This window comes from Brevundimonas vitisensis (assembly GCF_016656965.1).
In the GTDB taxonomy this organism is placed as follows: domain Bacteria; phylum Pseudomonadota; class Alphaproteobacteria; order Caulobacterales; family Caulobacteraceae; genus Brevundimonas; species Brevundimonas vitisensis.
This window is the reverse complement of sequence record NZ_CP067977.1, coordinates 2,567,230-2,580,652: the sequence shown is the minus strand read 5'-3', so window position 1 is coordinate 2,580,652 and position 13,423 is coordinate 2,567,230. Positions and strand designations below refer to the sequence as shown.

The following is a 13,423-nucleotide window of genomic DNA, read 5'->3' as shown; positions in this document are numbered from 1 at the left end:
TGTCGATGGCAAGAATGATGCCGACCGGTTAACGGGGCCGCCGCTCGATAACAAGCATTTGCACGGGCCGGTTGACTGTTGCACCGCGAAACGACCTTGGACTGGCGGTTGGATGCTGTATCAGTCGCTGACCGCCCGGGGGGCAGCGGCAAACAGGGATCGGATGACGACGCTTTATCCCGTGATCATGTGCGGCGGCGCGGGAACGCGCCTTTGGCCAGCATCACGCCCCTCCTATCCCAAACAGTTCCTGCGGCTGACGGGCGACCGTTCGCTATTCCAGGATACGGTCCTTCGCGTCGCTCCGCTGGCCGAGGGCGGCGGACGGCTGATCATCGTCGGCGGCGTGCGCCATGCCAGCCTGATCCGTGACCAACTGGCTGAATTGGGCGTCGATGCTCTCGTGCTGCTGGAGCCGGTCGCTCGGGATTCGGCAGCGGCGATGGTCGCGGCGGCAGTCTGGTCCGCGTCGCGTGATCCCGAAGCCATCAACCTGTTCGTCGCCTCTGACCATTTCATACCTGATCACACCGCCTTTCAGGATGCGGCGCGGCTCGCGGCTGCGGCCGCGGGCAACGGCGATATCGTCACCCTGGGGATCCGGCCGCTGCATCCCTCTCCGGCCTATGGCTATATCCGACCGACCGGGGCGGGCCTGTCGCGGGTAGAGGCCTTTGTCGAAAAACCGGACAGTGCGACGGCCCAGACCTATATCGACGCTGGCTATCTCTGGAACAGCGGCAACTTCATCGTCCGGGCCCGGACACTGCTGGACGAAGTAGAGGCCGAGGTCCCCGATATTCTCAGTGCCGTTCGCGCGGCCAGCCAGGCTGCGACCGGCGATGACGTCCGTGTCCTGGGCGCCGATTTCGCGCGAGCCCCCGCCGTGTCCATCGACTATGCCGTGATGGAAAAGACCCGCCGCGCGGCGGTTCTGGCGGTCGATTTTGACTGGTCGGATGTCGGGGCCTGGGACAGCGTGGCCGAGACGGGGCGGGGCGACCTTGGCCAGGCCGTCCGGATTGATGCGCCCAACAGTCTGGTGCGCGCCCCCGAGGGCACCATGGTGGCCGTAGTCGGCGTGCCGGACGTGGCCGTGATTGTAGAGCCGGATGCCGTCCTGGTCTGCGCCCTGAGCCGGGCGCAGACCGTCAAAGACGCCGTAAAACAGGTCGGGCTCGCGTCGCCGTCACATCTGGATTTGCCAGTGAGCGTGGCTTCAGACGACCCGCTGCCGTCTTTCGCCCCCTGGCTGACCCTTCGCGCCCTGCCGCTTTGGGCCACCCTGGGTCAACGCGACGACGGGGCCTTTGTCGAAGCTCTGACTGAACAGGGCGGCCGGATTCAGGACCGGCGCCGGGCGCGCGTCCAGGCCCGGCAGATCTATGTCTATGCCCAGGCGGGGTTGTCCGGCTGGGAAGGACCCTGGCGATCCTGCGTTGAGCGCGGGCTTTCGCGGCTGATGGCGGACTATATCCGCGACGACGGACTTTGCCGCACCTTGCTGGATGGGTCAGGCGCGCCTCTGGATGACACGGCCATGATCTATGATCAGGCCTTTGTTCTGTTCGCGCTGGCGACGGCAAGGCGTGCCGGTATTCCGGATCTGGAAAGACCCGCTCTGCGGCTGCGCGAGTCGCTGCTGTCTGCAGCCCTTCCCAACGGCCTGTTTCAGGAGGCGGGCCCGCATCCCTATCAGGCGAATGCCCATATGCATCTGCTGGAGGCGTGCCTGGCCTGGGAAGATCAGGGCGATGATCAGTGGCGGGCGCTGGCAGACCGGATCGTCGACAAGGCGCTCGATCTGTTTGTCGATCAGAGCGGCCGGTTTCTGCGCGAGTTTTTCTCGGCCGATTGGGGCCCGGCCCCAGGTGCGGACGGCGATCTGGTCGAGCCGGGCCACCAGTTCGAATGGGCTTGGCTTCTTGAGACTTACGGATCAAGGCGCGGCTATCGGCGGGCGCGCGAAGCCGCCGTTCGCCTCTATGACTTCGGCATGGACGGAATCTGCCCGCGTCGGGGGGTCGCTATGAACGCCCTGAACACGGACGGCTCAGTTCGCTCTGCCGAGGCGCGGTTGTGGCCCCAGACCGAGTGGCTGAAAGCAGCAACGCTGCTTGGCCGTGGCCACGACATAAAACGGGCAGAACGGGCGCTGCGTCTTTATCTGACCGTCGATGGACGCTGGCACGACCGGCTTCAGCCCGACGGCAGCTTCATTGCCGAAGCGGCACCGGCCAGTTCCTTCTATCACATCATGATGGCCTTCGCCCACGGTCAGGGTTCCAGCCTGGCGGCGTCGTGACGACGACAGTGGGCGCCAGGTGATCAAAGACACGCGGTGCTCGCGCGCTCGCCAGAGACACGGTGAAAACTGATCATTTCTGACAGCGATTCGCCTTTTGACTTCGCTGCTGGTAAATTACTTGGAGATGGGCCGCCCTGTTCCGTTTACGGAACGGACCTTCGTCAAAGGTTCACAAAGGGATAGTTGACGCTATCTCGCAGGTGCGAGAAGTAGTTGTCTCGGGATTTTATCAAGGGTCGATCATGGTGACGGCTGACGCGATCATGGAGGGGGTTTCGCCTGCACGCAGCAGCCGCGCTGTCGCGACTTCGGCCGATCGCGTGACGCGCGCGATCGACGTCGTCGTGTGCCTGGTGGCACTGGCCATCCTTCTGCCGTTTGCAGTGATCGTCGCGGTGGCCATCAAGCTTCAGGACGGGGGCCCTATCCTGTTCGGCCACATGCGCATCGGGCGCGACGGCCGACTGTTCCGGTGCTGGAAATTCCGCAGCATGGTCGTCAATGCCGAACAGAGGCTGGCAGCCCTTCTGGCTCGCGATCCGGCTGCCCGCGCCGAGTGGGAAGCTGACCACAAGCTGCGCAATGACCCCCGCATCACCTGGCTGGGCCATTTCCTGCGCAAGTCGAGCATCGACGAGCTGCCGCAGCTGATCAATGTTCTGCGCGGCGAGATGTCTCTGGTCGGACCGCGGCCGGTGGTTCAGGCCGAAGCGCTTCGCTATGGCCGCTATTTCCGCGAGTATTGCGCCGTCCGCCCCGGCATTACCGGCCTATGGCAGGTGATGGGCCGCAATGACGTCAGCTATCGCCGCCGCGTCGCCCTGGATGTCGCCTTCGTCCGATCGCAGTCGGTCAGCCTGTATCTGACGATCCTGATCCTGACTGTTCCCGCCGTGTTCAGCCGCAACGGCGTCTATTGAACGCCTGGCTCGGCTCTGGGAGCGACGGATGACTGAAGCAGGCCCGGTTGTTGGCCCAGTTGTGCTGGTGACCGGCGGCGCTGGCTATGTTGGCTCACACGTCTGTCTGGCCCTGCATGAGGCCGGTTTTCGACCCGTCGTCTATGACAACCTGACCAATGGCCACGCCGCCTTCGTTCAATGGGGGCCGCTCGAGGTCGGCGACATTCGCGATCGCGAACGATTGGATCAGGTTCTGGCCGCCCACAAGCCGCTGGCCATCCTGCATTTCGCCGCCCTTATCGAGGTCGGGGAATCGGTGCTTCACCCCGGTCGCTTCTATGACAACAACGTCGGGGGCACGATCACCCTGATCGAGGCGGCTCGCGCTGCCGGTATCGGGGCGATGGTGTTTTCGTCCACCTGTGCGACCTTCGGCGCTCCGGTCCAGATGCCGATGGGCGAGGACCATCCCCAGCAGCCTCTCAATCCCTATGGACGCAGCAAGCTGATCGTCGAGCAGATGCTGGCCGACTATGAGCGCTATTCCGGCCTGCGGTCGGTTTCGCTGCGCTACTTCAATGCGGCGGGCGCGGACGAACAGGGCCGTATCGGCGAACGACACGAGCCAGAGACCCACGCCATTCCCCTGGCCTTGCAGGCGGTGCTGGGACAACGATCCGGCTTCAAGCTGTTCGGCGACGACTATGACACCCGGGACGGCACCGCCATCCGGGACTATGTCCACGTCAGCGATCTGGCTGACGCCCATGTTCGCGCCCTGCGGTATCTGCTGGAGGGCGGGGTCACCACCAGCTTCAACCTGGGCACTGGCAACGGCACCTCGGTGCGCGAACTGCTGACTGCGGTCGAAGCCGTGACGGGCAAGCCGTTTCCGGTCGAAGTGGTCGGACGCCGCCAAGGCGATGCGCCCATGCTGGTTGCCAATGGGACACGGTGCGAGACCGTTCTGGGCTGGAAGCCACAGCGCAGCCTGCACGACATCGTCGCCAGCGCCCTGGCCTGGCACACCGCCGAGCGGGATCGCGCGGCCAGCGCATCCAAGGACCGGCTTCCGGCATGAGTATGAGCCCATCCCGCGGCCGGGTGCGATCGGCACCGCGATCACGCACGGTTGCGTCGGGGGCCGCCCTGCCCTGGGCTGCCCTGGCGACCTTGGTCCTGCTGGCCATGGCCATTCTGTTCGGCGGCGCAAGCCGCACCAATGCGTTGCGGATTGCCCTGATTCAGCTGGCCGCCCTGCCCGCTCTGGTCATGGCCATAGAGACCTTCGTGAAGACCGGCCTCTGGTCGCAGCACCGGTTCTCGGTCGCCCTTCTGTGCGCTGCCCTGGCCATTCCCCTGATCCAGCTGATTCCACTGCCGCCGTCCGTCTGGACCGGCTTGCCCGGACGGGATTCGGCTGTGCTGGCGCTGGAACTGACGGGGCTCACACCCGGCTGGTCACCGCTTTCGCTGACACCGGATCAGACCTGGGCCGCCTTCCTGGGAGTGCTGCCTCCGGCGGCCATGTTCTTGGCCGTGCTGACCCTTGATCCGGTCTGGCGGCAACGTCTGATCTGGATCGTGCTGGCGGGCAGCGTGGCGGGCATTGTTCTGGCGGCGCTGCAGGGTGCCACCGGCGGGGCTCGCGCCCTCTATCCCTGGAACTGGACCAGCAGCGAGGTCATTTCCGGCCTGTTCGCCAACCGCAACCATCTGGCCACCTACTGCGCCGCGACCCTGCCCCTGGCAGCCGTGCTCGCGGCTGCGGCCTTTCGTCAGTCGCAGCGGCGCGGGCAGCCGCAGGGCCGCATACCGCCGGCCGTGTGGCTGGGCCTTCTCTATGTCGTGCTGATGGTGATTGCCCTGGGGGCCGTGCGGTCACGCGCCGGCATTCTGCTGCTGCCCATCGCCATGGCACTGGGGCTGCTGGCCGCGTGGGTAAGCTCGGGCCGGGGGCGTCCCAGCCCGGTGCTTCTGGCCCTGACGGCCGCAGGTGCCGCAGCCGTCCTGGCCCTGGGCATCTTTGCCATTGTGCCGATCATGGCTGCTTTCGATACGGGCGGGGCACCAGAGGGCCGGTTCGAGGACTGGCCCACCGTGATCCAGGCGGCCGAGGCCTATCTGCCGGTCGGTTCGGGTCTGGGATCATTCGATCCGGTCTATCGATCCTTCGAGCCGCTGCAGCGCCTCGACGGGACCTATTTCAACCAGGCGCACAACGATTACCTTGAAATCCTGCTGGAGACCGGCTGGCTCGGTATGGCGGCCTTGGCCGGATTTCTGGTGTGGTTCGCCAAGCGTACCTGGGCCGCGTGGACCGCCCCCGCTGGCGGCACTGGCGACCTGGCCCGCGCCGGTGGCACCGCCGTCCTGGTGATCCTGCTGCATTCGGGGGCGGACTATCCGCTCCGTACACTCACCATTTCGGTGCTGTTCGCGCTTTGCTGCGCCCTCCTTGAACTGGGACGCACTGCGCCCGGTTCGGCGGCAAGGCGAATGGACACGCCGCATTCACTGGCCAAGGTCGATCCGTCCCGCTAAGGGGGCGGCGCGACAAGATGGGGATTTACTGATGCGCGTAGCGATGATCGGCACCGGCTATGTGGGCCTGGTTTCGGGGGCCTGTTTCGCCGACTTCGGACACGTCGTGACCTGCGTGGACAAGGATCCCAGCAAGATCGACCGACTGGAAAAGGGCGAGATTCCGATCTTTGAGCCGGGCCTGGACGATCTGGTTGCCGCCAATGTGCGCGACGGACGGCTTTTCTTCGCTCTGGACGGTTCCGAGGCGATCCGCAGCGCCGATGCGGTCTTCATCGGCGTCGGCACGCCTTCGCGCCGTGGCGACGGCCATGCGGATCTGTCCTATGTCTATGCCGCCGCCGAAGAGATTGCCGGCCTGATCGAAGGCTTTACGGTCATCGTCACCAAATCGACCGTCCCGGTCGGCACGGGTGACGAGATCGAACGGATCATCCGCGAGCGCCGTCCCGACGCCCAATTCGCCGTCGTCTCCAACCCCGAGTTCCTGCGCGAAGGGGCCGCCATCGGCGACTTCAAGCGTCCCGACCGCGTGGTGATCGGCATCAATGACATGGACGGCGAAACCGGGGCTCGCGCCAAGGCGGTGATGACCGAAATCTATCGTCCGCTGAACCTGAACGAGAGCCCCCTGCTGTTCGTCGGACGGCGGACGTCTGAACTGATCAAATATGCCGCAAACGCCTTCCTGGCGATGAAGATCACCTTCATCAACGAGATGGCCGACCTGTGCGAGGCCGTCGGTGCCGACGTTCAGCAGGTTGCGCGCGGCATCGGCCTGGACAACCGGATCGGCTCGAAATTCCTGCACGCCGGACCCGGCTATGGCGGCTCCTGCTTCCCCAAGGACACCCTGGCCCTGGTGCGTACCGCGACCGATGCCGGCAGCCCCGTCCGCCTGGTCGAGACGACTGTCGAAGTCAACGACGCCCGCAAGAAGGCCATGGCCGGACGGGTCGAGGCGGCTCTGGGCGGCGACCTGACCGGCAAGACCGTCGCCTTGCTGGGCCTGACGTTCAAACCGAACACGGACGATATGCGCGACAGCCCGGCACTGGACCTGGTCCCCGGCCTGATTTCGCGCGGTGCCGCGGTCAAGGCCTTCGATCCCGAGGGCATGGAAGAAGCGGCCAAGATGCTGACCGGCCTGACCTTCGTCGAAGGCCCCTATGAAGCGATCGAGGGTGCCGATGCCGTGGTCATCGTCACCGAATGGGACCCCTTCCGCGCCCTGGACCTGGACCGGGTCAAGTCTCTGGCCAAGGGGTCGGTCATCGTCGACCTGCGCAACGTCTATCGGCCCGAGGACATGCGGGCGCGCGGCTTTGACTACCACTCCATCGGACGCGCCTGATTGCGGTCAATAATCTGGGGCATCAGGGCTATCCGTCGTCTTGTGCACTGCAAAACGACGGGTCTGTCCGCCTTGGACGTTATAGGTCATAGTGCGCTTGACGTACGACGGCTGCAGTGGGTGAGTTCGGTGCATGATTGACCTGCATTGCCATATCCTGCCGGGCATCGACGACGGTGCCCCTGACTATGAGGTTTCGCTGGCCATGGCCCAGCGGGCGGTCGCGGACGGGATCACCATCACGGCATGCACCCCGCACATCATGCCCGGCTATTACGAAAATACCGGCCCCGACATCCGCGAGCGGGTGAAGGCCCTCCAGGCGGTTCTGGATGATGAGGGTATCCCTCTTCAGCTGGTTACGGGTGCCGATGTCCACCTGACCACCGACCTTGTGTCGGGACTGAAGTCCGGCGAAAAGCTGACCCTCGCCGACAGTCGATATTTTCTGTTCGAGCCGCCGCACAACCTGGCGCCTCCGCGCATGGCCGAAGCGGTATTCGACGCCATGGCCGCCGGCTATCAGCCGATCATCACCCATCCGGAGCGGCTGCGCTGGATCGATGAGAACTATGCCATGATGGTCCAGCTGGCCCAGGCCGGGGCGTGGATGCAGCTGACAGCCGCCTCCGTGACCGGCCGGTTCGGCAAGGGTCCGCTCTACTGGTCCGAACGGATGTTGGACGAGGGTCTGGTCCATATTCTGGCGACGGACGCGCACAATCTGCGTAGCCGCCCCTGCGTTCTGTCCCAGGCCGTGGAAGCCGTCGCCGAACGGCTGGGTGAACAAGCCGCACTGGACATGGTGACGACACGCCCGCGTGCTGTATTAGACAATGCATCGCCGTCGAGTGTGCCTGCAGCTGTCGGCGTTGAACGCCCGGTGGCCAAGGCGGGCTTTCTGCAACGCCTTTTCAGGGCGGCCTAGATTCGGAACCGAACACACCATGCGCAATCTTCTTTTCGTTCTCCTTCTCGGCACCCTGGCGGCCTGCGTCTCCAATGATCGCAACATCGCCACCGTGACTGCGGCGACTGAGATCGGAGCCGATGCGATGCAGGTGCAATCCATCGTCAGCGAGGGCGACGACTACCGGATCGGAGGCACCGATCTGCTCAGCGTGTCCGTCTTCCAGGTGCCCGACCTTTCGTTCGCCGCCCTGCGGGTCGATGCTTCGGGCAACATCCAGATGCCGCTGATCGGCGCCGTCCGCGCTGCCGGACGGACACCGAATGAACTGTCCGAGGACATCCGCGCCCGTCTGGCCGATCGCTATCTGCGTAACCCGCAGGTGACTGTCACCGTGACCGAGGCCGCCAGCCAGAAGGTTACCGTCGATGGCGACGTCGCCGCCCCTGGCGTGTTCGAGATGCGGGGCCGCACCACCCTGGTTCAGGCCATCGCCATGGCCAAGGGCCCGACACCCACGGCGGACCTGAACAGTGTCGCCATCTTCCGCACCCAGGGCGGTCAGCGGATGGTCGCCGTGTTCGACCTCGCCGCCATCCGCAACGGCACGGCCGAAGATCCCGTGATCCTGGGCGACGACGTGATCGTGGTCGATCGTTCGCGTGTGAACGCCTTCTTCCGCGATGTGCTGGGCGCGGTTCCCGTTCTCGGCGTTTTCCGGGGCTTCTGATTTTTGAAGGGCTTTGTGGGGATGATTGACCTTCGCCCCCAAGCCCTTGGTGTCGTTCTGCTGGCCGGCGCGCTTTGCGGATGCAGCGCGGCAACCCGGTCATCCCAAGAGGCGGCCGTCCAGGCACCGACGCAGCGCCTCCAGACCCTCATTGCCCTTGACCGGCGCGTGACCGAGGTCGCCTTTAACCTGGCCCTCGCCAATGTCGAGCTGTGCCCCAGCCCTGCACCCAAGGCCGGCTGGTTGCTGCACTCCGCCAGCCAGTACAGCGGCGACCTGCGTCACGAGGCCGAGCGTCTGCTCGGGCTCGACGGAGCCTTGCCTGGCGTCTCGGTCGTGGTCGACGGATCGCCCGCCGCTGTGGCCGGCCTGCAGGTCGGAGATCTGATCACTGCGGTCGATGATATGCCGATGCAGGCCGCCCGCGATCAGACGCGCGCCGGCTACGACGACCTGGCCCGAAATCTGGAAACCCTGGACGCAGCAATGGCGGATGGCGAGCCCGTCCGTCTCACGGTTCAGAGGCAAGGCACGACGTTGACGACGGTGCTGACGCCCGTCCTGGCCTGTCCGTACGAGACCCAGGTCGATTCCTCTCCCGATATTCGGGCGCGCGCGGATGGGCGCCGGGTGTTCATATCCTCGGCCTTCGCTGCCTATGCCGAAACGCCGGATGCGCTGGCCTTCGTTCTCAGCCATGAACTGGCCCACAACATTTTGGGACATCCGGCCCAGATACGGGGAATGAACCTGGCCCCCTGGCGGATCGAGCAGTCCGAAAACGTGGCCGACCGGGTCGGCCTGTTCCTGATGGCCCGGGCCGGATACGACGTTGGCACAGTGCCCGCCTTCCTTCGCCGACTGGCCCAGGACCACTGGCAGTTGCGTTATCCGCAATGGGGCCACGCCTCGGCTCCGGCTCGCGCGCAGGCCCTGGAAGCGGTGGTGATCGAGATCGAATCCCTCCGCGCCGCCGATCGTCCGCTCACGCCGTGACCACAGCCTCCGATTATTGCCTCAAGCGGGTCGCCTGCGGTGCATCTATGCGCTATCTGGGCTCAACAGTATGGCCCGGAGCGGGGGCCGACACTCACTATGGAAATTGATATGCACGGCGACGGCTTTGCTGGACCGCGTAGCGGTGGACCCCAAAGGCAGGGCAACGAGGGCGGGGACCTGAGCGCGCTCCGCAGCCAGGGTGCAGCGGTCGAGGAAAACGGCTTCGACATTGGGCGCTACATCGGCATCCTGCTGCGTCATCGCTTTCTGATCGGCGGGGCCATCGTCGCGGCCCTGATCATCGGTCTGGCGGCCACCCTGCTGATGACGCCGATCTATACGGCCAAGGCCACGATCCAGATCGACCGTGAGACCCAACAGGTGCTGGGCAATGGCACCGAGGCGGCCCCGCGCGACAATCTGGTCAACGGCGTCGAATTCTTCGAGACCCAGTACGGACTGCTGCGCAGCCGCTCGCTGGCCGAGCGTGTCGCCGACAGCATGGGTCTGGCCAACTCCAATGACTTCATCACTCGAATGGGCGGCGAGGCCCCCTCGGTCGAGGAAGGCAATGCGGCCGAGCGCACGGCCCAGCGCCGTCGGCGCGTCGTCGGTCTGCTGCGCGCCAACCTGAGCGTGGCCCCGGTCCGTGGATCACGACTGGTGACGATCAGCTTCAACAGCCCGGATCCCCAGCTGGCGGCCCAGGTCGCCAATGCCTTTGCCGAGAACTTCATCCAGGCCAGCCTTGAGCGGAAGTTCGAGTCCTCCTCCTATGTGCGCGAGTTCCTGGAGCAGCAGATCGCCCAGACCAAGGCCAAGCTGGAAGAGACCGAGCGCACGCTGGTCGAATATGCCTCTGGTCAGCAGATCATCAACATCACCGAGCCCGGTGCCGAGGGCGGCGGTGGCCAGTCGCTGGCCGCGAACAACCTGGTCGCCATCAACTCGGCTCTGGCCGATGCCCGCGCAGCCCGCGTTGCGGCCGAGGAAAAATGGCGCCAGGCGCGCAGTGCGCCGCTGATGAGCATCCCCGATGTTCTGCAGAACACCTCGATCCAGCGCCTTAGCGAGCAGCGTTCACAGCTGGATGCCGAGTATCAGCAAAAGCTGGCGGTCTATCAGCCCGACTATCCCGAAATGGTTCAGCTGCGCTCGCGGATCGACGAACTGGAAGGCCAGATCAACGCCCTGGCCACCAGCATCCGCGACTCCATCCGCGCCCAGTTCGAGATCGCATCCAATCAGGAAAGATCGCTCCAGGCCCAGGTGAACGGTCTGACCGGCGACGTGCTGGATCTGCGGGACCGCAGCATCCAGTACAACATCCTGCAGCGCGAGCTGGACACCAGCCGGACGCTGTATGACGGCCTGCTGCAACGCTACAAGGAAGTCGGCGTCACCGGCGGGGTCACCACCAACAACATCTCGGTCATCGACATGGCCATGCCCCCGGGCGCTCCGTCCAAGCCGGACATGACCATCAATCTGTTGATGGCCCTTCTGCTGGGTATCGGCCTGGGCGTCGCCGCAGCCCTGGTCATCGAGATGCTGGACGAGAGCATCGCCACCCCCGACGATGTCGAGCGCAAGCTGGGCCTGCCGGTTCTGGGTATCGTTCCCCTGCTGACCAAGGGGGAGACGGCGCTGACCGCGCTGAACGATATTCGATCCGGGTTCTCGGAGGCCTACTACTCGCTGCGAACCGCCCTGCAGTTCTCCACGCCCGATGGAGCGCCGCCGGTGATGCTGGTCACCAGTTCCCGGCCGGGCGAAGGCAAGTCGACCACGGCCTATGCCGTCGCCTTGAACCTGGCCCGTATCGGTAAACGGGTACTGCTGGCCGATGGCGACCTGCGGAATCCCTCGATGCACCGCCTGATCGGCATCGAGAACAGCCAGGGCATGAGCAGCCTGCTGTCCGGCGGGGCGACCCTACCCCAGGTCGTGCGCAAGACCTCGCACGAGAACCTGTTCTTCATCTCCTGCGGACCTCTGCCGCCCAACCCGGCGGAGCTGTGGGGAGGAGAGCGTCTGCGCGAGACCCTGCATCACGCTCTGCAGGAGTTCGACCACATCGTCATCGACGGCCCGCCCGTGCTCGGCTTCGCGGACGCTCCGCTTCTGGCAGCCACGGTCGGCAGCACCCTGTTCGTGCTGGAATCGCGCAACACCCGCCGGGCTCAGGCCAAGGGGGCGATGAAGCGTCTGTCGATGGTCCATGGCCAGGTGCTGGGCGTGGTTCTGACCAAGTTCAACGCCACCGCCACGCCGTATGGCGGCTACGACTACGCCTACGACTACACCTACGGGGCCGACCCCGACGTTCCGACCACGGACAAGAAGCCCAAGTGACCGGGGGCGGCCAGACCGCCGCTCCGTCGGCCGACCGATCGTCCGTGCGCGGACCGTCGGTCGGTAATTGGCTTGGCTATCTGCTGATTCCGGCCGCGATCTGGCTGGGTTGGCAGATCGTGGTGGCTCCGGTCGCGCAAAGAGCCCCGCCCGAGCTTGCGCTGCGCGCAGCCCCCTCCTCGCCCGCTGTCCTGGCTCGCTCGGCCGAAATCGAGCTGGCGGCCGGTCGACCGGACAATGCGCGCGATCTGGCCGCAGACGCCCTGACCCGCGCTCCGTTCACCATCAAGGCCCTGCGGACGCTCGGGTTGGTCACAGCGGCGGAAGGTGACGTCGTCGCTGCCGACGACATCCTGACCCTGGCAGGGAACTGGAGTCTTCGGGACACGCCCAGCCACGGCTGGCTGGTCGACCGGCGGCTCCGCGTCGGTGACTACGCCTCGTCCTTCGCCCACGCTGACGCGCTCGCGCGGCGAGGCGTTGCGCAGGCCGAAGTCTTCAATCTGCTGATGACCGCAGCGAGCCAGGACCCCCGCGCCCTGGCCCCGCTTCGAAACCTTCTGGCCACAGCACCGCCTTGGGATCGTGAGTTCTTTAACGCCCTCCAGCGCCGTCCGGGCACCGAATCCCTGACCGCCACGCTCGTGGCAGGTCTGGAACAGACACCTGGGCGGCTGAGCGATTCGGAATTGGCCGAGATTTACGACCTGTGGGTGCGCCAGAATCAGTTCGAGGCCATAGCCGTCCTGCGTACGGCCATCGCAAGGCCGCCTGTGACCCGGTTCGTGGTCGGCGGCGACTTTTCGCCCGGAACCGAGATCAAGCCTTTCGCGATGACGCTGCTTTCGACCGCTGGACTGTCGGCAGAGGTGATTGAAGACGAGATCCGCACCGGCAATCAGGCCCTGCGCGTGACCTATGACGGATTCGGCTCCGGTGCTGCGGTCGAGCAGCTTCTGCTGCTGTCTCCTGGCGCCTATCGCCTGACGAGCCAGTATCGACTCGAGTCCGGTGGGCCCGATTCTCGGCTGTCGTGGCAGATCCGCTGCGTTGAACGTCCGCAGCCCCTCGCCGATCAGCGGATTGTCGTGGCCGGTACCCAGGCCTCAGGCTGGACCGCCCTTGAGTCCGAATTCACCGTGCCAAATGCTGGCTGCACGGCCCAATGGCTTCGGCTCGTAACCCGCCCAGGTGACCGCAGAACCGCTGTCGCCGTTTGGCTGGACGATGTCATGGTCGCTCGCAGCCGGGTGCCATAGGCAGCGGACTTTTCCGCACTGCGGCAATTTTCCTTGCTTTGGAAACTGTGCCGGATTAGAAG

The 13,423-nt window shown here is 65.3% G+C and carries 10 protein-coding genes; all 10 read left to right on the top strand.

The features are described from left to right. Positions 1-163: 163 nt before the first annotated feature. Positions 164-2,305 (top strand): AGE family epimerase/isomerase, encoded by a 2,142-nt coding sequence (locus tag JIP62_RS13035; RefSeq protein ID WP_201102587.1) that lies wholly within the window; start codon positions 164-166, stop codon positions 2,303-2,305. 245 nt (positions 2,306-2,550) lie between these two features. Further along, the gene (locus JIP62_RS13030) at positions 2,551-3,228 is read left to right on the top strand and encodes a sugar transferase (protein WP_201102586.1); all 678 of its coding nucleotides are present in this window, start codon (positions 2,551-2,553) and stop codon (positions 3,226-3,228) included. 28 nt (positions 3,229-3,256) lie between these two features. After that, on the top strand, positions 3,257-4,291 hold the full coding sequence (gene galE, locus JIP62_RS13025) for a UDP-glucose 4-epimerase GalE (protein WP_201102585.1): 1,035 nt from the start codon (positions 3,257-3,259) through the stop codon (positions 4,289-4,291). Positions 4,292-4,293: 2 nt separating this feature from the next. Further along, complete coding sequence (locus tag JIP62_RS13020) at positions 4,294-5,754, top strand: O-antigen ligase family protein (RefSeq protein ID WP_201102584.1); 1,461 nt, start codon at positions 4,294-4,296, stop codon at positions 5,752-5,754. A gap of 31 nt (positions 5,755-5,785) precedes the next feature. Continuing rightward, entirely contained in the window at positions 5,786-7,108 is a 1,323-nt protein-coding gene (locus JIP62_RS13015; protein ID WP_201102583.1) for a UDP-glucose dehydrogenase family protein, read from the top strand. 133 nt (positions 7,109-7,241) lie between these two features. Continuing rightward, positions 7,242-8,036: a tyrosine-protein phosphatase gene (locus tag JIP62_RS13010; RefSeq protein ID WP_201102582.1), complete on the top strand. Its 795-nt coding sequence runs from the start codon at positions 7,242-7,244 to the stop codon at positions 8,034-8,036. A gap of 19 nt (positions 8,037-8,055) precedes the next feature. Beyond that, on the top strand, positions 8,056-8,748 hold the full coding sequence (locus tag JIP62_RS13005) for a polysaccharide biosynthesis/export family protein (RefSeq protein WP_201102581.1): 693 nt from the start codon (positions 8,056-8,058) through the stop codon (positions 8,746-8,748). Between the two features lie 21 nt (positions 8,749-8,769). Continuing rightward, positions 8,770-9,744, top strand: a complete 975-nt coding sequence (locus JIP62_RS13000; RefSeq protein WP_201102580.1) for a PDZ domain-containing protein — start codon at positions 8,770-8,772, stop codon at positions 9,742-9,744. A 99-nt stretch (positions 9,745-9,843) separates the two neighbouring features. Continuing rightward, complete coding sequence (locus JIP62_RS12995) at positions 9,844-12,102, top strand: GumC family protein (protein WP_201102579.1); 2,259 nt, start codon at positions 9,844-9,846, stop codon at positions 12,100-12,102. Further along, positions 12,099-13,361 (top strand): tetratricopeptide repeat protein, encoded by a 1,263-nt coding sequence (locus tag JIP62_RS12990; RefSeq protein WP_201102578.1) that lies wholly within the window; start codon positions 12,099-12,101, stop codon positions 13,359-13,361. The genes JIP62_RS12995 and JIP62_RS12990 overlap by 4 nt, the downstream gene beginning before the upstream one ends. The last annotated feature ends 62 nt before the right edge of the window (positions 13,362-13,423 follow it).